The organism is Aliifodinibius sp. S!AR15-10, from assembly GCF_031569985.1.
GTDB lineage: Bacteria > Bacteroidota > Rhodothermia > Balneolales > Balneolaceae > JAMQKA01.
The window spans coordinates 241,373-262,916 of the sequence record NZ_JAMQKA010000002.1 but is presented as its reverse complement, the minus strand read 5'-3'; the positions used below and the strand labels follow the sequence as shown (position 1 = coordinate 262,916).

Here is a 21,544-nt window from a genome sequence, read left to right as displayed (position 1 = left end):
ACGAACAAAGCTAGCGTACTGCTTTCTTAATTCTTAATTATACCCGGGATTTTGCTGCAATACCGGTTCTCCACCCACGGTACTCAAATCAATCTGATTTTGCGGAATGGGATAGTACTCATTTTTATCGGGTGTAAACTGCCCGTTACGGGTTGGAATGCCAAGCGTTGGCCCTTCATAATCAAAAAATGCATTCAGTTGCTCTTCGGCTTCCCCCCAGCGAACTAGATCGAAAAACCGGTGACCTTCCATGGCAAGCTCAAGTTTTCGCTCAAAATGAACTGCTTCGCGGGCAAAATCCTGGTCAGCAAACTGGGCAGCCGTGTATTCCTCAATCTCATAATTGGGAATTTCATATTCCTGCCAGTTACTAGCGTCACCAGAACCTCCGCCCAAGTATACAAAGGTGGTTTCAGTGTCTTCCCGGATCACCCAGTCAAACTGACCCACGTCCTCTAGGCTTAGCATCTCGTTTTCGTCAGCAACTTCCGCAATCGCCTGCGCCCGGTTATGATCCAAGTTGACCCAACCGTCTTCATTGGCCGCTCTTGCACGTACCCTGTTCACATATTGCCGGGCCTGCTCCAGAGAACCAACTTCAACCTCGGTTTCCGCCGCCAGCAACAGCACATCAGCAAAACGAATCACATATGTGTTGATTGCGGAACCAGGAGCCCAAGAATTAAGGTCGGCATACTCTGCCTGTTGCTCAGCCCAGTATACATGTTTTTTTGGTCCGTAGGGCCCAAAGTTTTCCGGCTCACGCGCCCAAGCGATACCCGGGTAAGGTCCCCAGTCTAAATAGGGCACTCCTCTGCGACCAACCGTCCAGTCGAGCCGGGGATCCAGCGGGCCGTCATACGGATCAAACTGATCTTGCGGGGATACGCCCATGTCGTTCGTAACCATCTGATCATTATAGGGATCTGGATCATTCACGTCGATGATCGGATGCCCGTTGCCATCGGTACGATATGAGTTTACTAGATCCTGCGTTGGCTGGTAGTAACCGCAGCAGGGAAACGGGCTGGTATCACCATATGGAAAAGCGGAAGACATCCCTAGGTTAGCATTGTTGGTGTGACCGGTACCGTCGTTGGCTACCATCTCCACGGCAAATACGGCCTCCGGGTTTCCGTCCTCACGGGCCGGATTGTAGTTCTGACGAAACTCTTCAATCAGGTCATATGCTACTCCCTGCGAGGTAACTCCATTGGCGATGATATCATCAAACAGCGGCTGAGCCTCGTTCCACTTTTCCTGGTATACATAGGTTTTTGCCAGGTAAGACGCCGCTGCCCATTTATTTACACGGGCTGCATCATTTTGTACTTCGGGTAAATTATCAAATGCAAACTGAAAATCAGCTTCAATATTTGGCCAAATGTCCTGATCATTGGGCTGGTTTGGATCTTCTGTATTTTCATCGACCCAAGGAACCATATTGAACATCTTTTTCAGTTCAAAGTAATAATGCCCTCTAAGGAACCGAGCTTCGCCGGCAACCCGCTGCTTGTCGGCCTCACTCATATCTTCCACTTCATCAAGCAATTGAAGCACAGAATTGGTACGTTTAATCCCCTCATATAGGGCTGTCCACTTGCCATCAAAAAAAGCAATGCTGGCCGAAGAGTTGCCGTTTCCGATTTGAACGTAGCCGTTGGTGTTGCCAAGAGATTCCCCCTTGTGGGCATCTCCACCAGCAAGACTCCCGTACACCCAGTTGCTGACATCTGTGGCTTCCCTTCGTTCGTCATTCAACAGTTGACCATCCAGTGCTCCATACGCCCCAACAAGAAGTGTTTCAACACCGTCTTGATTTGCTAAAACATCCTCACTTAACGCGCCTTTAGCAGGCACTTCAATAATTGAATCGCATGCGTAAATAAGTCCAACAATAATCAGAACTAATATTAGTGGTGTTTTCTTTAAAAAATTCATAAAACAATCCATTTAGTTGTTATATAATTTCATTTATCAGAACGATAAGTTAATACCGAGCAAAAATTGGCGGGGAGTTGCATAGGCACCTTCGTCAATACCGAAGTTTGTATTGCCTCCTCCAATTTCTGGGTCCAAACCACTATAGCCGGTAATAGTAAATAAATTGGAAGCTTGCAGGTAAATTCGCAGACGGGATGCTGATATTCTTTGGATAAGACTTTCCGGCAGAGTATAACCAAGAACCAGCTCTTTCATCCGCAAATATGATCCGTCTTCTACAAAATAGGAGTTTGGTACGGTAGATGTACTTTCACCACCCCCAGTGGTCTGCATAGGAAGAGAGGCGTCCTTGTTTTCCGGTGTCCAAGAATCATACAAGGCCGCATGACTTTTTGCACCAGCAAAGTTGGAGTAAAAATCAGTCCACCACTTAACTTGATTCCATATATCATTGCCTTGCGAACCATAAAGAAAAGCACTTAGGTCAAAACGCTTGTAATTCAGTCCGATATCAAGACCATAGGTAAAATCTGGGTTTGGATCGCCCAAGAAGGTACGGTCATCAGCGGTAATTTGATTATCACCGTTAATATCAGCATACCTAAATGTACCTACATCGGCATCTGTCTGATAATTGCCGTTAGGAGAATTGTTATTGGCCTCATCAAGTTCTTCCTGACTGTTGAAAAAACCTGTGATTTTATATCCGTAAAATGATGATATTGGCTGCCCTACTTCATTTCGGATAATATCTGACCCAAATCTGCGAGAGTCTTGGCTAAAAAACTCACTTATTTCAGATATCTTTACAATCTCGTTTTGATATGAGGTAAAGGTCAAACTCACATTATAGTTAAAATCGTTACCCAGGTCACCAAGTGTCGTTATTTTGGCATCAATACCCCTATTTTCCATATTCGCCACGTTGACGTATGGAGGAGTAGCTGTACCCGCAGTTCCTACAAGCCGAGGATTGAATAACAAATCTTGCACATCTTTCCAGTAGTATTCGGCTACAATCTCAAGCTTGTCATTGAATAGAATGGTTTCAATACCAATATTACCACTTACATTTTTTTCCCATTTGGCATCTGGATTCCCTATTCGGCTCTGTTCAAAACCCTGTTGAACATCGTTGTTACTGCCATTAATAGGATAAAAGGAAGATGAGTTATCACCTACATATAAATTATAGGGGTTGTTCGGGTCAACATTTAACTGGTTACCCATCACACCATATCCAGCCCTGACACGCAATTCAGAAAGCCACGAGATATCCTGCATGAACGGTTCCTGAGATATGCGCCATCCAATACTACCAGCCGGGAACATTCCCCACTGATAATTTTCAAATCGGGAAGAACCATCACGGCGCAGGGTTGCACTTATGATATATTTGCTATCATAGTTATAGTCAACCCGTCCGAAAAAAGATAACAATCCATCCCGGTATTCATTACTATAATTGGTTCTGTTTCCAGCACCAGTTGACAAGTTCGTGTAATCCGGATTGAATGAAAAATACCCTTGAGATGAACCTCCAAAATTGGTTCCCTGGTTATGGTAGGCTTCTGTACCTACAATTAATTCTAAAGAATGGACATCTTTAAATACGTCTTGATATGTCAGAGTATTACTCCAAGTAAAACTGTAGGTCTTGGACCCATCAAGATTGAATGCGTTTACCGAGTTGTTTTCTGCATTCTCGTATGTTGGATAGGTAAACGATTTGCTCGTCCACGATCCAATTTCTCCCCCAAAACTGGATCGGAATTGCAGTTTATTGTCTGCCATATCTACCTCAGCATATAGGTTCCCAAACAACCTGTTGTTGAGTGCCTGATTGTTTCGGTTCCTGTATTGCTGTGCCACCGGATTTACGGCCTGCCCCAACTGCTGTCCGGCTGAACCCGCAAAGTTGCCGGCAATATCATATACTGGAACGATCGGCTGCTGCCTGTAAGACATTCCAATAGCACTACCCTCAGATAGCGCATCCACTTGGGGGCTTTCAGAATGAGAGTAGGATATGTTTTCACCGATCGTAAAATTGTCGCTTAAACTAAAATTGGTGTTAACCCTGATCGTCGTTCGTTCGTTAAACGTCCTATCCAGCGTTCCTTGCTGATTATAATGATTCAGTGTCAGTATATAATTGCCGATTTCGCCACCACCACTGACCGAAAGATCGTGATTCATAGTCATAGCAGGAGAGAAGATTTCGTCGTACCAGTCTGTTCCTTGTTTGTTGGCCCGGACGATTTGATTAAAGCCATTTAGTGCTGCAGGATCTTTGTACTCCGGTTTTACAAAATAATCTTCCTCATTTACATCTCCACTCATTTCACCGGCCGGTCGAATATAATCGGGCAAAACCGGTTCAGATCCGTTTCCATATTGAGGATCCGGAGCCGGATTCCCACCTGAATTTCGAATAGCGCTCCATTTCAGTTCGGCCATCTCTTGAGGGCTCAAGATATTCCAAACATTTCCACTGTTGGGAATACTGTAACCAGCATAACCATTGTATTCTATCGTCACATCTCCCTGCCCTCTTTTTGTTGAAATGACAATAACACCATTAGCGGCTCTCGCACCGTAGATTGAGGCAGCAGAAGCATCTTTAAGAACCTGCATCGATTCTATATCGCTTGGATTCAACGAATTGATACTCTGGGTTGGAACCCCATCGACAATATATAATGGTGAATTATTCCCAAAAGTATTGATACCCCTTATTCTAACATCAGGCTCCTCACCGGGCTGGCCTGAAGAGACCACGGAAACTCCAGATGCTCTTCCCTGAAGTTGTTTCGTAATCTGCCCAGACGTCCCCTCATTAAGCCCTTCCACATCAACACTGGAGACAGAACCAGATATATTCTGTCGCTCTTGGGTAGTATATCCAACAACAACTAATTCATCCCCAGAGAAGGTTTCCATTTCAAGCTGTATATCAATAGTGCTCCGCCCATTTATGGGAACTACTTGATCCTGAAATCCAACAAAAGAAAAACGAAGAGTGTCTGTTCCACTATTAACACTTATCTGATATTCTCCATCAGTGTTTGTAGTCGTACCGGTGGTAGTACCGATAAGCAATACGTTAACACCAGGAAGCGGGGAGCCTGTCCCGCTTTCTGTAACCGTTCCCATAACTTCATATGAACCCGAATCTTGTGCATGTACCATACCAGTGCTGAGCAAAAAACACATCATGATAACACAACAAATTTGAAGTCCTATCGAGTTGTGAATTGATAAGATATGCCTATCCATTATTCCCATCATAGAATTACTCCTTCTTGCTTATTTTAGATAGATTTTTATCCCCTTTTATCGATAAAAGATATGCCTATTAGTTTTCGTAACCTTATTCCATACTTCCCTAGTTATTAGTGTGTGTTCAGGTAGAAATGAAATAATAAACATTTAATTAGCTAAATCAGCTAATCAACGTATTAAGCTCATTTCAACGATAAAAAAAGAGATCATTATTTTGTGAAATAAAACACAACCTGCATTACCAGATAATTGCTAACAAACAATTAGCAAATTCTTGTAATAATGCAATCGATTGTACATCGAACGTAATATTTTAAACCTATCATTGCAAGTAATTATCAGGATTAAAGGAATTTGGCTGCTATACAGAGAGATTCTAAACAATTGAGAAGGGACACAAACCGGATCACTTTTTGGGGATAAATTGATTTTACTCAATCATTCCCACACTTGGGTTACCTTTATTAGTATCATTTTATCCCGGTAAACAAGAGACAAGTCAATACCTACATACATAGATTAAATATGATATTTATCAAAAATTGTTAATATTAAAAGGTTTATGTGTTTTACACACATTTAAAATTGAAATGTTTTATTCAATAATTAAAATGAGTGAAGAAAAAAAAATACGACTGAGCGACATCGCCGAAGAATTAGGAATAACCGCTTCAACTGTATCAAGAGCGATGCAAGACCATCCAAGGATAAGTGACGCGACTAAAGAGGCAGTAGCTCAAAAAGCAGAAGAACTCAACTACCAGTACAACAATATCGCCGCAGCTCTTCGCAAAGGAACCAGCAATCTTCTCGGAATTTTGGTACCAACGGCCGACAGAAATTTCTTCTCTTCCATTATTCGAGGAGTGGAAGAGCTGGCCAATGATATCGGCTATAACGTGATCATTTGCCAATCATATGATTCTTATGAGAAAGAAAAAAAGAATATTAATGCATTATTGGAGGCTCAGGTGGATGGCATTCTTGTCTCTATCGCTATGGAAACATCTGACTATTCTCACTACAAAAAAGTACTATCAAAGAATATACCTCTAATTTTTTATGACAGAATAAATCCATCACTTAACACCAGCTCTGTGGCGATAAATGATTACTTAGGGGCTTACCAAGTGACGGAACACCTGATTGATCAAGACTGTAGTCGTATCGCTCATTTTGCGGGAGAACAACATATAAATATTTATAAAGAAAGGTTGAGAGGATATAAAGACGCTTTAATAGCAAACGGACTACCTGTTGAGGATGAACTAATTATAAATAGTAAACTCAAAATTAGTTCCGGTTCAAACGATATTAAAAAATTACTCGCATTGCCCAATCCACCAGATGCAATATTTTCAGCAAGTGATTATGCAGCAGTCGGGGCCATGAAGGTATTGGAAGAAAAAAATATTAAGGTTCCTAAGGAGATCGCAGTGGCAGGTTTCAGTAATGAATCTTTCACTTCCCTAGTTAGTCCTCCCTTAACAACGGTTGATCAACAAACAAATAAGATGGGCAGAATGGCCGCAGAACTATTTTATCAACAGATAAAATCGAAAGAGAAAAACAATGAACCCCAAAAAAGAATATTGGAGCCAAAGTTAATCGTCAGGGAATCTTCATTAAGGAAATAATAAAATTCTGCGAATAAAAAAGGTAGTGTAAACTAAACTCTGTCCTGTTATTATGAACCCAGAAGGAGTTAGTATCAGTAGGGGTTGCGATTCAAGTCCAGCTGTAGTTGGTCTCAAATCTATTTTTAGTTGCTGAACAGTCAATGCCAAATTTTGCAATAATGATGTCCATTTCTTCTCAATTTTCTGGATAGCCAGACACACCACTTGAGTAAGGCCTTATCACACTCCCTCGGTCTTGGTAACCAGCCCTTTGTATCGATTGTATAAATTAGCCTACCCATGGAAGGCGTATACTGAAAATAGGGTATATTGAGATAATAAGCCTTTAATAGAGAATTTATCCGGATTACTTTTGGGGTGACTTCTCATTCATAAGACGGATCTACAGAAAAAAGTAAACTTTTTACTTCTCTGACCCCTCCATTTTCAACACTCACGGGAACAAAAGTAAACATCCATTTCCATGAATTGCCGCCATGAGGAATTTTGAGTAGAACTTTATTCCACCTCTTACTGAGTTTTATTTTTTTGGAGAACGATAGTAATAATCCTCGTTTAAAAACGGTATTTCAGGGGTATCAGAAGGGATACCAGGATTCTCCCAGTGAGGGGGCTGTATGGATTGATTGTTTACCCAGATGTTGGGTTTTGTTTTGTGCCATTCTCCCTGTGACGGTGTTGGACCGCCTCTTCGGCCGCCAGAACGACTCCAGTTGTGGAAGCCGATCCAAAAGTCAACGGTTCGCTCAGACTTTGAGTGGACGTAGGTAAGAGCATAAACCGTTCCCGAATCCTTTTCTACCGGAGCGGGAAATCTAAAAAAATGTTTGATATGTATTTTTCCCCCATGCTGGATTTTTTCATGCCAATCATATGTTTGGCCTTCAACGGTGTACCGATCTTTGATTTCATCTTCAGCGGGAAAAGAGCGAGACAGATCCCCACCATGATCAAACGGTCCTATAATCTTCCAAGGTATATGTCCATTTTTTACATATGGAAACGATGTGGCCTCTTTGATACCGAAGGTCATGAGGTTACGTCGACCGATGGTCCCACATTGTCGGAGCATGCTTATAATATATCGCTTCGTACGCCCGAGGGAAAATCTGTGCGTCTTTCTGATTTTAAAGGGGATGTGCTTTTTGTGAATGTCTGGGCTTCATGGTATCCGCCCACTGCGTGGCCGAAATACCCACAATTGAGACTTTGTATAATATAATGTATCCGATCATAAAGATATCAAATTCTTGTTACTATCGCTGGATGAGCAACCTGCTAATGCAACCGTATTTATGGAGGATAAAGAGTTTCCAATGCCGTATTATTTTCCAACCAATGGACTCTCTGCCAGCTTCAGAAGTCCTTATATTCCATCTACCTTTGTGGTTTCCAAACATGGAAAAATAGTCTATAAAAAAGAGGGCTTGCTGATTATAGCTCAGCTGCTTTTCGCAACTGGCTTGTTAAGCAAACTGAGTCAAGGATCTTTGGAGATTATTAAATCTAACTCCTATTGAGTAAACTGGTTGATTTTCTTGTTAGACATTGTAAACCAATAGAAAAAGAAGTTATGTAACTCCTTAAACAAACTGATAATAATAAATAGATAAAAATGATGACTAAAATAAAATGTATTCTGCTCTTTAGCTTGGCAGCCATTTTACTGACGTGTGGTAAAGCTGATCAACAAGATATTTCAACTACTGATGCAGATTCATTTGTTTCCGATTCATTACAAAAATTCATTTCTTACAGCTCCAATGCAGTCTTAGGAGAAACAGTTTATGTTCCAGTATACTCTCACATTTATCAGCAAAATCGAAGCAGAACATTCAATCTTACTACAACACTGAGTATTCGAAATACGGATCTGAATGCACCTATAATAATTAAAAAAGTCTATTACTATGACTCAGATGGAAATTTGGTTCACAGATATCTTGATGAACCTCAAACGATAGATCCTTTGTCATCTACTTCTTTTGTAATTGAAGAAGAAGATTTGCGAGGAGGAGTTGGTGCCAATTACTTAGTGCTTTGGGAGGCAGAACATAATGTAAATCAGCCTATTTTTGAAGCCGTAATGATTAGTACCGCTCAAAATCAAGGCATTTCATTTGTCAGTGTTGGCAGGATAATAGACGCTTTAAGCCGAACTTCAGAATAATCTTTTAGGGACAAATTTATAACCACTAGTTTTTAGTTTAAAAACTTACAATTGAGTTTTTTGAAGGGTAGTTATTATGCGTTTAAAAAATTTTGGGGAGTTCTTTAACGAAAGTCATATTCCCATGTGGATATATGATACGAGGGACTATTCAATCAAGGATATTAATAAGGAGATGATTGAGCTATTTGGTTATTCAAGAGAACAGATGCTTACCTTTACTTTATTTGATCTGCGGCCGGAGGAGGAGATTCCGAAGCTCAGAAAACACCTGGCACAGGCCAAGAATAATAAATTTAGCAAGGAAGGGATATGGAAATACAAGAAAAAGAATGGAAAATTAATATACGTATATGTCATCTCAAATCCAGTGACTTTCGAGGGAGATAGCCAGACCTATCAGTTGGCCATGCATAAAGATATTACAGAGGAAATGAACGCCCGGATAAGTAATGAAATGCTTTTCAAGAATAGTTTAGATGGGGTTATGTTGACAAATCCAAACGGAGATATTATGCATGCAAACCAGGCAGCCTGCGATATATTGGGCATGACTGAAAAGGAGATCATGGAGCGCGGTCGAGAAGGGATTGTAGCAAAGGATAGAAAATTAGAAAAAGCATTAAAGGAGCGTTCAAAAACGGGAAAATTTACCGGAGAGCTTAACTATATCCATAAAAAAGGCTACGAAATACCCGTTGAAGTTACCACTTCAGTTTTCGTGAATTATGCAGGTGAAAAACGGACCAGTCTTACATTTCGGGATATCAGTGATCGAAAGGAACAGGAACGAGCTTTGCAGGAGGAAAAGGAATTTACCGAGACAGTCTTGAATAGCCTGCCAGGTCTGTTTTACGTCTTGGATCAAGAGGGCAAAATTGTTCGTTTTAATAATCGTGCTACAAAAGTATTTGGCATACCTGCTGAAAAAATAAATGGACGATCTCCTGCTGAGTTTGTGCATGAATCTAATCAGGAAAAAGTACCCGAAGAAATTCGAGCCGTTCTTGAAGAGGGATACCGTGAATTTCAAATAACCTTAAAGACTGTTGGTGGGGACGCAGCTATTTACCAGTTTAATGCGGATCGACTAGAACAGAATGGGCAAATATATATTATTGGCACAGGATTAGATATTACGGAGAAAAAAGAGCCTGAAGATAAGTTAAGCTCATTGCTACAAGAGCATGGCCAACGGAAGAAGGTAGAAGCCGATCGTAATAAGCTTCAGGAAATGTTTGAAGAAGCACCAACACCAAAATGCTTATTGGAAGGTCCTGATTTACGATACGCGATAGCTAACAAAGCATATCGACAATTAGTGGGAGAAGAATATATCATAGGGAAGCGAGTAGTTGATGTAGTACCTGAAGTGAAGGAACAGGGTTACATGGATGTTTTAGAAGAGGTTTACCGAACCGGGGAAGCCTATTTAGGCTATGGAGATCCCGTACAAATTGACAAAAGAAAAGAAGACTCGAGTCAAAATTATATCTTTAACCTTTTGTTTATGCCCTTGTTTGATGAAGATGGAGAAGTGTATGGCATTTTTATTGAGGCGATGGATTTTAGTAAGCAAATCGCCTACCAACAGCAATTGAAAAAATCTCTAAAAGAAAAAGACACGCTTCTGGCTGAAATCCATCACCGGGTAAAAAATAACTTAGCCATTATAACGGGCATGATGGAACTGCAGGCCACGGAGGCCAAAGAGGGTGAGCTGCGGGATTCACTTAGAGTAGCCCAGCAGCGCATCCGGACTATCGCTAACATTCATGAGCTGCTGTATGGAGCAGAGAGCTTGTCGCACTTAAATTTTGGAGAAAATTTAAAACAGCTGGTCCAAAACCTTGAGGAGGTATATAACAGCAGCAAGCGGATTACCGCCACTGTAGAGGCCGAACCGATTTCCATGAATATAAATCAGGCTATACCTTGCGCACTACTTGTTAACGAAGTAGTTACCAACGCCTATAAACACGCTTTTAAAGATCGGGAAGAGGGAGAAATCAAAGTCAGACTGCAGGAGAAAAATGAGAACGTAACAGTGGAGATTTTCGATAACGGAGTAGGATTACCTGCTGATTTTTCTCAAGACTCTTATACATCTATCGGAATAACATTGATAAAGCTACTCAAGCAACAATTAAAGGGAGAAATTACATTTTCTAACCAAAATGGAACACGATTTGAATTGACTTTTAAAAAGGCTGATGTAAAAGGAATTGGTAGCAATTTATTGCAAAATTGATCTGATATTATATAAAGTGGAGATCAATTATGCCTTTAACAAAGATACAAATACATGCTTATTGATGAGATAATCCCCGATGGGGTTTAGATTTAATAGAAGTAATAGGGACTTTTGCATTTGCGATATCTGGTGCAATAGCAGCTGTTAAAAGCAGGTACGATTTGTTTGGAATCCTTGTGTTGGCGTTTGTAACAGCTATAGGGGGAGGTACGATTCGTGATTTACTGATTGGCAATTTACCGGTTAGCTGGCTAAATAATTCAATTGCTATATGGTCAGCTATAGGGGGATTTGTACTGACGGTTATTTTTCACAAATGGATTAAAAAGATCCAAAATTGGATTCTTTTTTTCGATGCTGCCGGACTGGGACTTTTCACAGTCATGGGGATCCAGGTAGGACTAAACGCCGATATGGGTATGGGAATATCTATTGCCTTAGGAACAAATAACCGGTTGTTTCGGGGGCGTTATACGCGATGTTCTTTCCGGAACTCGACCGCTCATTTTTCATTCTGAATTATATGCTACCGTTTCTGTTCTTGGTGGGGTATTCTACATAGTGTTGCTGACTCAAATTGCGGAATTTTGGGCTCAGATTATCGCAATCACAACTGTTATCGGTGTCAGGGTCACAGCATATCATTTCCATCTACAGCTGCCACAATTTAGTTCTAGTTTAAACGAGGTAGCTTAGAGATATGACTTCTTGAATATTACACTACTTCTGAATAATCCCATGCATTACAATATCCATGAAGGTGTTATAAATTTCATGTTCTTGCTCGTTAAAATCCTGAAAAAAGGGAGTATTTCTCGCAGCTGACTCGGCGTCAAATATTTCCAACATGCCGCGTATGCCGCTCCACAGCATTAGAGTTAACAGTCGGGGTGAATAAGACCCTTTGACAGACCCGTCCTGCATGGCAACCTGTAAAATACGGTAGGTGTGAGTTAATAATAGTTGGCGCTTTTCTTCACACTCTTTGACGATTGGTTTGGTATGGATGTCTCTCGCTTTGGTGTGCAATTCATAATGACGGAAAGCCTCCATATGAATAGGATAGTTTTCAGGAAAACGTACTCCCAACTTCCAAAGCCTTTCTATCATTTTTTTACCAGACTCATTACTGGAAAAAATTTTGGACAGCTCTTCATTTATTATGCTAAATCCCTTGGAATTAATTGCATAAACCAAATCATCCTTACTGGGATAGTATAAATATAAAGTACCCTTACTCAATTCTGAGCGTTCGGCGATATCATTCATTGTAATTGCATCCAGCCCATGCTCCAAGATCAGCTCTTCGGCAGCACAAATAATGGTTTTTTTGCGTTGTTTCTTTTCGCGTTTTCTGCGCTCTTCGGTACCCATTTTTCTAAAAATTGAGGCTAATATTATTATAATAATAGTAACTACAGTTATATCAAATATTCCACTCCTCGTTGATGGATGCAACTAGTGATTAGGATTTTTCTCTATTCCTTGGATTAATTGATATATATCAAGATTATTTCCTGTCATATATCAATGGAGGATATGGTCCCACACTTTATGTTAGGCATACATTAATCGTTTAACATAAAACCAATAGAACATTGACTACTGCAACGAAAATATTATGGAAGATTGATCCCACGCACTCGGAAGTACAATTCAAGGTGAAGCACCTGGTGATTTCCACCGTTACCGGAAGCTTTGGCTCCTATGATGGTACAATCGAAGCTGATGGCGATAACTTTGAAAATGCCAAGGCTACGTTTACCGCTGATATCGATAGCATAACCACCAATAATGAAGATCGCGATCAGCATCTAAAATCAGATGACTTCTTTAATGCTGACGAATATCCACAGCTGAAATTTGAATCGACGAATTTTGAAAAAGTCGGCGACGGTAAATACAAAGTCACCGGAGATATGACCATTCGCGACATCACCAAGCAGATTGAGCTGGAAGTTGTCCACGGCGGCACAGTCGACGACCCTTATGGTCAGACCAAAGCCGGATTCGAAGTCTCTGGCACCATCAACCGAAAAGAGTTCGGTTTGACCTGGGATGCTGTGACCGAAGCCGGAAATGTAGTGGTAGGAGATAAAGTTAAGCTGCAACTAAATGTTCAGTTTATCCAGAATTAATACTGGCGCATCGGTTGTCCCATAGATGAAAGCGGGTATCCTTTTGTAGGATATCCGCTTTTTTAATTTGCTCATTATTAATGTACATTTTTCAGACATAGCCTTAAGATCTAAATTTATAATTCAATGTTTGAAGAACTTAAAAAAAGTATAGAGCAACATGTTTCGCTATCTGATAAGGAATGGGAAGTGTGTAAAAATAAATTCCGTCCTAAAAGAATGCTCAAACGACAATTCTTGCTTCAGGAGGGGGATGTTTGCAGGGATTTAACATTTGTAGAGAAGGGAGCGCTCTATTCTTACACAGTAGATTCAAAGGGGAACCAGCATGTTATCCGGTTTGCTTTTGAAGGCTGGTGGATGGCAAACCTACAGAGCTTTTTTACTGGAAATCCTACAACACTAAATATAGAGGTGTTGGAAGACAGTGAGCTGCTTGTCCTTGATCGCGATAATCACGAAAAGCTTTTACAGGAAATATCAGCCTACGAAACGTATCATCGCATTATTTTGCAAAATGCATATACGGCTCTTCAGCAGCGTGCCGAAAATGCGCTGGGGCTTACAGCCGAAGAAAAGTATAAACGTTTGCTGGAGCAAAACCCTGAGTTTCTGAATCGCGTACCCCTAAACCTCGTGGCTTCCTACCTGGGTGTCAGTCCTGAGACCCTAAGTCGTGTTCGGGGCAGCTTCAACCGGTAAAACCAGCCTTTCTTTTACCGCAGTTCTGTCTCTTGGGGGATTTTGCTTGATATATATCATGAAAGTTTTTTGATAGATATCAAGGTAATATAAGCGGAACGCATGTATTTTTAATATGAATTCACACTAAAAATACATGCTACGATGGAAAATAATACTGAAAAAATAAGCAAAGAAGCGGAACCCGAACAAAGGGAGAGAAGGGAGTATGAAAAGCTGGACGAAGATCTTATGCAGACATTTCTAGCAAGTGACCCAATATCTTATTACTAATAAGGCAGTGATAAAAAGTTGAAGATGTAAACCAATCAGTTGATACGCATTATTGTTTGGAAATTTAATATTTGAATAGAGTAAGTTTTTTAGAAAACAGTATCAATAAGTGGTATGCACATAAACTCTTATCGCTAACATTCACACTCGCTCTTCCTACCAGCGTTACCACACTATTCTTGATATAAATCAAGGGTTTTTCTTAGCACATATCAATGAGAAGGTAATGCAGGCTAGCTAAGTTTGCAGTAACAAAATAAAACTGCAAACAGAAGAATTGTTATGCCTATTACCAAACAAACAATAGCGATCATAGGAGCCGGCGGGAGTATGGGATCCGCTATCGCAATACATGTTGCCGGCGGTAACTATCGTCTACTCCTATTTGACCAAGATTCGGGAAAATTACCCAGACTCAAAGAAGAAATTCAACAGCAATATCCCAATGCCGATGTGAAGGCGATGGATTGTGCTCATGACTGCAGCTGGGAAGCCGATATAATTATTCTGGCTATTCCTCACGATCAGGAAAAGCAGATAGCTGACAAGATACGTGACGTTGCTACCCAGAAGGTCGTGGTTAGTATTGCCAATCCTGTGGATGAAGATTTTAGTGAATTAACCACTGATCCCAATATAAGTGCTGCTGAGGAGCTGCAACAGTGGCTTCCGCATTCAAAAGTCGTAAAAGCATTCAATACGACTTTTGCAGCCGATTTTGAACAGCCAGTTTTGGATGGACAAAAGTTCGATTCTTTTATCGCGGGCAACGACGAGCAGGCAATCGAAACAGTTACCGAACTCATTGAGACTGTAGGATTCAATCCTATCAAAATTGATGACCTTGTGTTCAGTCGTACCCTGGAACGCATGCAGTTTCTGCTACTGAAAATAATTCACAGGAATGACTACCAGAGGTTGGCCGGATGGAAGGTACTACACAATTAAATCTCACTTTAAGACTAACAATAAACAATTTAACACTATGATACTTATTACAGGAGCAAACGGAAATTTAGGATCACAAACCATTGATTTTCTATTGGAGAACAACCCCGATGCTGAAATTGCCGGACTCGTCCGAAGTGAGGAAAAAGGTTCCAAACTTAAAGAAAAAGGCGTGGAGCTGAGAATCGGTGACTATGCTGATTATCCTTCAATAGAAGAAGCAATGCAAGGTATTGACACGCTACTCTTAATATCCTCCAGTACCCTGGAAGGACGGACTGATCAGCACAAAAATGTGATTGATGCAGCTGTAAAAGGGGGTGTAGATCAGATTTTCTACACCAGCATTGTGGAGGCCGACAAAGAATTAAGTCCACTTTCCCCGGATCATGCGGCAACGGAAAAGCTTATCAAAAATTCCGGCACTCCCTACACTATTTACCGGAATGCGTTCTATATGGAATTTCTCCCGCTTTTCCTCGGAGATGCATTAGAAACCGACCAGTGGGCATTTCCATCCGACGACAAAGCTATCAACTTGGCCCTGCGCTCGGAGATGGCCGAAGCCCTGGCCAACGGCCTCGCAGATCCCGAAAAACATAAAAACAACATCTATGAAATCACTTCGGGACAAGACTACACGCTTGCAGAAATTGCCGAGATGCTGAGTGAAGCGTCCGGCAAGCAGATCTCTTATACTGATATCTCCGTATCTGAATTTGAACACGCCTTGACCGAGGCCGGACTGCAGGATGAGCAGATTGCCATGAGCGTAATGACGGCGACCACTTTTGTAAATGGCGCGCTGGATTTCACCTATGATGATCTGGAAACCCTGCTCGGGCGTAAGCCAACAGGTCTTGATGCCTTTATCCCCGAATTTGTAAACAATTAACAAAAAGAATAGACCCATGAAAATAGAAATTTGGTCAGACTTGGTGTGCCCGTTTTGCTATATCGGCAAACGGAAATTTGAGCATGCCTTGGAACAGTTTGAACATAGCGATGGCATTGAAATTCAGTGGCGAAGCTATGAGCTTCAGCCCGGATTACAAACCGACGGCTCAAAAAGTCAGTACGAACATCTTGCTGATAGGAAAGGATGGACCTTGGATTATTCCAAACAGGTGCACGATCAATTGACGGAAACGGCCAAAGGAGCGGGATTGAATTACAATTTCGACAAAGCCATTCCGGCCAACACGTTTAACGCGCATCGTCTTTCACATTTGGCTGAAAAGCACGTTCTGCAGGATGAGATGGAGGAGCGTCTTTTTCGCGCTCACTTTACCGATGGAAAAGACATAAACGATGATGAAACATTGGTAGAGTTGGGCGTTGAAGTCGACTTGCCGGAAGAGGAGATCCGCGACATGCTGCAAAGCGATTTATATGCCGATGAGGTGAAGGATGATATCCGTAAAGCCCATGAGGTAGGTGTTCAGGGCGTACCATTCTTTGTTTTCCATGAGAAGTATTCGATTTCAGGAGCGCAGCCAAGTGATTTGTTTCTGGCGACCCTCCAAAAAGCATACAAAGAATTCAAAGATGAAAACACGCCTGAAGTTATCACTGATGCTGATGGAGCTTCCTGTTCGATTGCTAACACATTTTAAATCAATAACTACAATTTAAATCACAATCATAAACACGACTAAACCAATGAAAAAATTAACTTTTATTCTGTCACTTTTAATTCTTCCTGTCAGTGTCTTTGCGCAAGATACCTGGGTCGAAGATCCCGCGCACTCAAAGCTTGGATTCACGGTCACCCACCTGGGTATCGCTGATGTACCGGGTTATTTCGGTGACTACGATGTTACGATCAACGCATCTGAAAAGGGTTTCAGCGACGCGCAGGTAGAGCTAACTGTACAGACAGCCTCTATCGATACGCGTGTTGATAAGCGTAACAATCACCTCAAAAGTCCCGACTTCTTCAATGTGGAAAAGTATCCGACGATGACCTTCAAAAGTACGGATATTAAAGAAGCGGACGATGATAAATATGAGTTGACCGGTGATCTGACACTTCACGGTATAACCAAACCGGTAACCGTGACCATGGTTTACCGCGGAACCATCCAGAATGAGATGACCCAGGGCAACCTTAAAGCCGGAATTCAAATAACGGGTACGATTGACCGCTCTGAGTTTGATCTTGGAGGCGATTTTCCACCGCCCATGATCAACAATGAGGTCCGCATCAAGGCGGACGGTGAATTCATAAAACAATAAGATATGTCCGATTGGATCCGCAAAGTTTTAAACCTTTGCGGATCACTTAGTCTGAAAACACAAACAGCAACACGAAAATACTTTTAGAACAGATGTACAACTTGAAAGTTATCTCCTCAACAACGCGTCCCGGTAGGAAGGGTCCCATTATTGCGGGCTGGATTTCCGAAGTAGCGGAACAGCAAGACAGTTTTGATGTGGAAATGCTCGATCTCGGAGAAATTGATTTGCCGATGATGAATGAACCTAATCATCCGAGAATGAAAAAGTACGAGCATGAACATACCAAGCAATGGAGTGCCAAAATTGATGAAGCAGACGCCTTTATCTTTGTAACCGCAGAATATAATCACACCTATCCGGCATCCCTTCAGAATGCCCTGCAGTACTTGTCACAGGAATGGAATTACAAAGCGGCCGGAATTGTGAGCTACGGCGGCGTATCGGCGGGAACCAGAGCGTATATCGATCTAAAACGAGATCTGTTGACATTTAAAATGGCTCCCCTGGTAGAGGCCGTAAATATTCCGTTCTTTCCTCAATTTATAAATAATGAAGATGAACTTATTCCAAACGATGAGATGAAAGAGGCTGCAAGTACTATGTTAGATGAACTAGCGCGATGGAGCGCCGGAATGAAAGTCATCAAAGAAAATAAGGTTGTAAGTGCTTAATGAAATCTAATTACAAGGAATTTTGATCATGGAAAACAATCACACCACCCCGTCCGAAACTCGAATCGGACACGTGCATTTGAAAGTGTCCGATCTGGATCGAGCCCTTGAATTTTATCGTGATCTGTTGGGCTTCGAGCTAACAACTATGTATGGTGAAAACGCGGCCTTTCTATCGGCTGGCGGATATCATCATCATATTGGACTCAATACTTGGCACAGCAAAGGCGGTCCACCCGCCCCGAAAAACAGTGCGGGACTCTATCATACCGCCATTTTATTTCCCACGCGAAAAGATCTGGCTGAAATTCTGCAGCGGCTGATTGATGAGGAATATCCCATTGACGGGGCCAGTGATCACGGCGTTTCGGAAGCGATCTATTTAACCGATCCCGACGGCAACGGCGTAGAGTTGTACCGCGATCGACCGCGCGACAAATGGGAATATGCCGAAGACGGGTCGGTAAAAATGGTAACCAAGCCGCTGGACGTAAAGGATCTGCTCAAAGAACTAGAATAAAAACATTTTAATCTGAACGTTCTCAACAACTAATCATAACGAAATAGAAATACCTTTTATCAACCAATGAAGAAATTGAAAATTACATATTGGATAACAACCGGATTTTTTAGTGCCATGATGCTATTCAGCGCGACAATGTACTTTACGAATCCTCAAATGGCTCAAACGTTTGAACATCTGGGATTCCCGGATTACTTCCGAATAGAGCTGGGTATTGGCAAAATAATAGGGGTACTTTTATTGCTTGCTCCTTTTACGGGACGCTTTAAAGAATGGGTCTATGCTGGATTTACCATCAATATGATTTCCGCCAGTATTGCTCATTCAGCAGCTGGTGATCCCATATCAGCTATACTAACGCCACTTGTGTTATTGGGAGTATTAGCGGTTTCATATGTACTACTTCAAAAGCTGAATGAAGAGATCGAGCCGGAGTTTATTGAACAACTTGTAACCTCAAGCTAGTCAACCATGTTTCATATATCCAAAGCTGATAAACGCCAAAGAGTAAGCCGGGGACCGTTTACCTCCCGCTTTCTTCCCTTGGGTCGAACCATACCAGATTCCTCCGATCATGGCATCGCCCAAATCGGGCGGCTGGAACACGCCACACTCGAAGGTGGTGCCTTGGTGCCGATGCACCTGCATCAGAACGAAGAGATTTTGTCCTATCTGCGTAAGGGAATGATGCATCACAAAGACAGCGACAAAAACGAAGTACCTATACATAACAGGCACATGATGTTAATGAATGCTGGAAGCGGCATCCATCATGAAGAAGGAGTGCACGAGGGTGACGAAACCGTTGAGATGCTACAGATATTTATCCGACCCAAAGCAGATGATTTGAAACCGAGGGTTCAGTTTTATGAACCTGATGAAATAAATAGTCTGAATGAATGGCGACTGCTTGCTGGGCACGAACGATCCGAAGCCCCGATGTTATTCAGAAGCGAAGTGTTGTTCTACGACCTGCATCTGGAAGTAGGAAACATCATCAAAACTCCCAGCCTGGAGGGGAATACCGGATTTATGTACCTGTTTAGCGGGAATGTAGCGATTGGAAGTAATTGCGAAAGTGTCGAGGAGGGCGATCAACTAATTATAAAAGATGAACAGTTGACTCTGGAAGCAAATGAGGATTCAGATCTGGTCTTTTTTGTATTAGATGAATCTGTACCCTATAGCCGAAATGGGCTTTATACAAAATGAAATATCATCAGAAATAGGAGTTTCAAAAAAAGTAAAAGACTTGAGAACGTACTATATATCCCATGTTTTATAAGAAGAAAGAGAATCATACCGAAGGAAGCATTCTTCATTCTCTTGTTTCTCTTGCTATTCCCATAATATTAGCCAACATATTTCAGACGGCTTATCAGCTCATCGACACCTTTTGGTTGGGTAGGTTGGGAGCCAATGCTGTGGCCGCTGTGAGCATCAGCTTTCCCGTTCTATTCCTCGTGTTATCGGTCGGCGGCGGACTCACGGTAGCGGGCACGGTCATTGTATCTCACTACAAAGGTGCCGACGATCAGCGCGGGGTTAACTTCAGCTCAGCGCAAACCGTATTTATCATTTTTATTGTTTCGATTCTCTTGTCGGTGATAGGATACACCACGGCGAAACCGCTGATGAGGCTGGTGGGCGCCGGACCCGAAATTTTTGCTGATTCCGTGACTTATTTCCAAGTATCCTCCCTCGGCTTTGTGTTCCTTTTTATGTTCTATGTATTCCAGTCATTGATGCGGGGAATCGGGAATGTACTAATGCCGATGTACATCATTATTGGGACGGTATTTCTAAATTTAATCTTGGATCCGCTCTTTATTTTCGGATTCGGGCCCATCCCCGGCTATGGGGTAGCGGGAGCAGCTATTGCAAGTGTTTTTACACAAGGACTTTCGGCACTTGCCAGTATAATAATTCTCCGACGCGGAAACAATGGCATCAAAATTCACTGGTCGGATATGACCATTGATATCTCCTGGATTAAGCGGATGTTTGATCTGGGAATTCCAGCCAGCCTCGAACAGTCGGCACGTGCCGCGGGCATGACTATGATGGTAATTATTGTTGCCAGCTTCGGGAGCCATGTGGTAGCGTCATATGGAATCGGCGCTCGTATTTTAAGCTTGGTCATTGTCCCTGCACTGGGATTGTCCATCGCCACCACTACGCTAGTCGGACAGAATATTGGGGCTGGAAAAATAAAACGCGCTGAAAAAGTCGGTAACCTCAGTACGAACATCGCATTCTGGGGACTTACGGCCACTGGGCTGTTGCTTTTTATCGTTGCCGAACCGCTGACTGCCTTTTTTGTCCCTAACGATCCAAGAGTCATTCAAGACGGAGCGCTGTTCATCAAAATTATGGCACCCAGTTTTGGCCTGCTGGGCGTTCAGCAAATATTAAACGGTGTCTTTAATGGGGTAGGATTTACCAAAGCTTCCATGCTTATCTCTATCCTAAGTTTATGGGTCCTTCGCTTCCCGTTAGCCTATCTTTTATCATATAATACACCCCTTGGATTTGAAGGAATATGGTGGGCATTCCCGGCTTCCAATCTCATTGCTGCTATCGTTGCCTTTATCTATTACAAGACGGGCTACTGGAAGAAACGAGTGGTCCAGAGTCAGCACTATACCTTATAAATTGGCTTTCAAACTTAAAATTGAGATATATCAAGGGGTTTTCTTAGCAAATATCAATGAGCGTTAACTCCGTTCTATGTACGTTATCAGTAGATTATACA

Annotated in this window: 22 protein-coding genes; 18 read left to right on the top strand and 4 right to left on the bottom strand. The window is 41.9% G+C overall.

Translation table 11 applies throughout. The features are described from left to right. Positions 1-33 precede the first annotated feature (33 nt). Both NC796_RS02845 and NC796_RS02840 read right to left on the bottom strand, forming a co-directional pair. On the bottom strand, positions 34-1,941 hold the full coding sequence (locus NC796_RS02845; RefSeq protein ID WP_310681941.1) for a RagB/SusD family nutrient uptake outer membrane protein: 1,908 nt from the start codon (positions 1,939-1,941) through the stop codon (positions 34-36). 36 nt (positions 1,942-1,977) lie between these two features. Beyond that, positions 1,978-5,136: a TonB-dependent receptor gene (locus NC796_RS02840; protein ID WP_310681940.1), complete on the bottom strand. Its 3,159-nt coding sequence runs from the start codon at positions 5,134-5,136 to the stop codon at positions 1,978-1,980. Between the two features lie 704 nt (positions 5,137-5,840). On the opposite strand from NC796_RS02840, the gene NC796_RS02835 reads away from it, so the two are divergent. Further along, positions 5,841-6,866 carry a LacI family DNA-binding transcriptional regulator gene (locus tag NC796_RS02835; protein WP_310681938.1) on the top strand — a complete coding sequence of 342 codons (1,026 nt, stop codon included), beginning with the start codon at positions 5,841-5,843 and terminating at the stop codon, positions 6,864-6,866. Between the two features lie 523 nt (positions 6,867-7,389). Here NC796_RS02835 and NC796_RS02830 read toward each other — a convergent pair. Then, positions 7,390-7,941 carry a hypothetical protein gene (locus tag NC796_RS02830; protein ID WP_310681936.1) on the bottom strand — a complete coding sequence of 184 codons (552 nt, stop codon included), beginning with the start codon at positions 7,939-7,941 and terminating at the stop codon, positions 7,390-7,392. 178 nt (positions 7,942-8,119) lie between these two features. Here NC796_RS02830 and NC796_RS02825 point away from each other — a divergent pair, with 178 nt between their 5' ends. The 5 genes from NC796_RS02825 (at position 8,120) to NC796_RS26760 (ending at position 11,989) form a co-directional block, all read left to right on the top strand. After that, complete coding sequence (locus NC796_RS02825) at positions 8,120-8,389, top strand: hypothetical protein (RefSeq protein WP_310681935.1); 270 nt, start codon at positions 8,120-8,122, stop codon at positions 8,387-8,389. 95 nt (positions 8,390-8,484) lie between these two features. Then, complete coding sequence (locus tag NC796_RS02820; RefSeq protein WP_310681933.1) at positions 8,485-9,039, top strand: DUF3124 domain-containing protein; 555 nt, start codon at positions 8,485-8,487, stop codon at positions 9,037-9,039. Between the two features lie 76 nt (positions 9,040-9,115). After that, positions 9,116-11,290 carry a PAS domain S-box protein gene (locus NC796_RS02815; protein ID WP_310681932.1) on the top strand — a complete coding sequence of 725 codons (2,175 nt, stop codon included), beginning with the start codon at positions 9,116-9,118 and terminating at the stop codon, positions 11,288-11,290. 95 nt (positions 11,291-11,385) lie between these two features. After that, a complete protein-coding gene (locus tag NC796_RS26765; protein WP_409070346.1) occupies positions 11,386-11,811 on the top strand; it encodes a trimeric intracellular cation channel family protein in 426 nt (141 codons plus the stop codon). Beyond that, entirely contained in the window at positions 11,741-11,989 is a 249-nt protein-coding gene (locus NC796_RS26760; protein WP_409070345.1) for a trimeric intracellular cation channel family protein, read from the top strand. Before NC796_RS26765 ends, NC796_RS26760 begins: the two co-directional genes overlap by 71 nt. A gap of 24 nt (positions 11,990-12,013) precedes the next feature. Here NC796_RS26760 and NC796_RS02810 read toward each other — a convergent pair whose 3' ends face one another. Next, complete coding sequence (locus NC796_RS02810) at positions 12,014-12,667, bottom strand: TetR/AcrR family transcriptional regulator (RefSeq protein ID WP_310681929.1); 654 nt, start codon at positions 12,665-12,667, stop codon at positions 12,014-12,016. A 224-nt stretch (positions 12,668-12,891) separates the two neighbouring features. On the opposite strand from NC796_RS02810, the gene NC796_RS02805 reads away from it, so the two are divergent. From NC796_RS02805 to NC796_RS02750, 12 genes are all read left to right on the top strand, one after another. Continuing rightward, positions 12,892-13,431, top strand: coding sequence for a YceI family protein (locus NC796_RS02805; protein WP_310681926.1), 540 nt, complete (start codon positions 12,892-12,894; stop codon positions 13,429-13,431). Positions 13,432-13,650: 219 nt separating this feature from the next. After that, positions 13,651-14,133: a Crp/Fnr family transcriptional regulator gene (locus NC796_RS02800; protein ID WP_310681924.1), complete on the top strand. Its 483-nt coding sequence runs from the start codon at positions 13,651-13,653 to the stop codon at positions 14,131-14,133. Positions 14,134-14,277: 144 nt separating this feature from the next. Continuing rightward, on the top strand, positions 14,278-14,406 hold the full coding sequence (locus tag NC796_RS02795; RefSeq protein WP_310681921.1) for a hypothetical protein: 129 nt from the start codon (positions 14,278-14,280) through the stop codon (positions 14,404-14,406). Between the two features lie 282 nt (positions 14,407-14,688). Further along, positions 14,689-15,354 carry an NAD(P)-binding domain-containing protein gene (locus NC796_RS02790; RefSeq protein WP_310681918.1) on the top strand — a complete coding sequence of 222 codons (666 nt, stop codon included), beginning with the start codon at positions 14,689-14,691 and terminating at the stop codon, positions 15,352-15,354. A 37-nt stretch (positions 15,355-15,391) separates the two neighbouring features. Next, positions 15,392-16,249, top strand: a complete 858-nt coding sequence (locus NC796_RS02785) for an SDR family oxidoreductase (RefSeq protein ID WP_310681917.1) — start codon at positions 15,392-15,394, stop codon at positions 16,247-16,249. 16 nt (positions 16,250-16,265) lie between these two features. Beyond that, on the top strand, positions 16,266-16,970 hold the full coding sequence (locus NC796_RS02780; protein ID WP_310681915.1) for a DsbA family oxidoreductase: 705 nt from the start codon (positions 16,266-16,268) through the stop codon (positions 16,968-16,970). A gap of 46 nt (positions 16,971-17,016) precedes the next feature. Next, positions 17,017-17,592 (top strand): YceI family protein, encoded by a 576-nt coding sequence (locus NC796_RS02775; RefSeq protein ID WP_310681913.1) that lies wholly within the window; start codon positions 17,017-17,019, stop codon positions 17,590-17,592. Positions 17,593-17,684: 92 nt separating this feature from the next. After that, positions 17,685-18,266 carry an NAD(P)H-dependent oxidoreductase gene (locus NC796_RS02770; RefSeq protein ID WP_310681911.1) on the top strand — a complete coding sequence of 194 codons (582 nt, stop codon included), beginning with the start codon at positions 17,685-17,687 and terminating at the stop codon, positions 18,264-18,266. 28 nt (positions 18,267-18,294) lie between these two features. After that, positions 18,295-18,786, top strand: coding sequence for a VOC family protein (locus NC796_RS02765; protein ID WP_310681910.1), 492 nt, complete (start codon positions 18,295-18,297; stop codon positions 18,784-18,786). Positions 18,787-18,852: 66 nt separating this feature from the next. Next, complete coding sequence (locus tag NC796_RS02760) at positions 18,853-19,254, top strand: DoxX family protein (RefSeq protein WP_310681908.1); 402 nt, start codon at positions 18,853-18,855, stop codon at positions 19,252-19,254. A gap of 6 nt (positions 19,255-19,260) precedes the next feature. Continuing rightward, positions 19,261-20,001 (top strand): pirin family protein, encoded by a 741-nt coding sequence (locus NC796_RS02755; protein WP_310681907.1) that lies wholly within the window; start codon positions 19,261-19,263, stop codon positions 19,999-20,001. Between the two features lie 62 nt (positions 20,002-20,063). Next, a complete protein-coding gene (locus tag NC796_RS02750) occupies positions 20,064-21,443 on the top strand; it encodes an MATE family efflux transporter (protein WP_310681906.1) in 1,380 nt (459 codons plus the stop codon). The last annotated feature ends 101 nt before the right edge of the window (positions 21,444-21,544 follow it).

Excerpts from the sequence above, each read along its gene's own strand:
- NC796_RS02845 (WP_310681941.1), bottom strand. The coding sequence starts at position 1,941 with ATGAATTTTTTAAAGAAAACACCACTAATATTAGTTCTGATTATTGTT.
- NC796_RS02840 (WP_310681940.1), bottom strand. The coding sequence starts at position 5,136 with ATGGTACATGCACAAGATTCGGGTTCATATGAAGTTATGGGAACGGTT.
- NC796_RS02835 (WP_310681938.1), top strand. The coding sequence starts at position 5,841 with ATGAGTGAAGAAAAAAAAATACGACTGAGCGACATCGCCGAAGAATTA.
- NC796_RS02830 (WP_310681936.1), bottom strand. The coding sequence starts at position 7,941 with ATGCTCCGACAATGTGGGACCATCGGTCGACGTAACCTCATGACCTTC.
- NC796_RS02820 (WP_310681933.1), top strand. The coding sequence starts at position 8,485 with ATGATGACTAAAATAAAATGTATTCTGCTCTTTAGCTTGGCAGCCATT.
- NC796_RS02815 (WP_310681932.1), top strand. The coding sequence starts at position 9,116 with ATGCGTTTAAAAAATTTTGGGGAGTTCTTTAACGAAAGTCATATTCCC.
- NC796_RS02810 (WP_310681929.1), bottom strand. The coding sequence starts at position 12,667 with ATGGGTACCGAAGAGCGCAGAAAACGCGAAAAGAAACAACGCAAAAAA.
- NC796_RS02800 (WP_310681924.1), top strand. The coding sequence starts at position 13,651 with ATGCTCAAACGACAATTCTTGCTTCAGGAGGGGGATGTTTGCAGGGAT.
- NC796_RS02795 (WP_310681921.1), top strand. The coding sequence starts at position 14,278 with ATGGAAAATAATACTGAAAAAATAAGCAAAGAAGCGGAACCCGAACAA.
- NC796_RS02790 (WP_310681918.1), top strand. The coding sequence starts at position 14,689 with ATGCCTATTACCAAACAAACAATAGCGATCATAGGAGCCGGCGGGAGT.
- NC796_RS02785 (WP_310681917.1), top strand. The coding sequence starts at position 15,392 with ATGATACTTATTACAGGAGCAAACGGAAATTTAGGATCACAAACCATT.
- NC796_RS02780 (WP_310681915.1), top strand. The coding sequence starts at position 16,266 with ATGAAAATAGAAATTTGGTCAGACTTGGTGTGCCCGTTTTGCTATATC.
- NC796_RS02775 (WP_310681913.1), top strand. The coding sequence starts at position 17,017 with ATGAAAAAATTAACTTTTATTCTGTCACTTTTAATTCTTCCTGTCAGT.
- NC796_RS02770 (WP_310681911.1), top strand. The coding sequence starts at position 17,685 with ATGTACAACTTGAAAGTTATCTCCTCAACAACGCGTCCCGGTAGGAAG.
- NC796_RS02765 (WP_310681910.1), top strand. The coding sequence starts at position 18,295 with ATGGAAAACAATCACACCACCCCGTCCGAAACTCGAATCGGACACGTG.
- NC796_RS02760 (WP_310681908.1), top strand. The coding sequence starts at position 18,853 with ATGAAGAAATTGAAAATTACATATTGGATAACAACCGGATTTTTTAGT.
- NC796_RS02755 (WP_310681907.1), top strand. The coding sequence starts at position 19,261 with ATGTTTCATATATCCAAAGCTGATAAACGCCAAAGAGTAAGCCGGGGA.
- NC796_RS02750 (WP_310681906.1), top strand. The coding sequence starts at position 20,064 with ATGTTTTATAAGAAGAAAGAGAATCATACCGAAGGAAGCATTCTTCAT.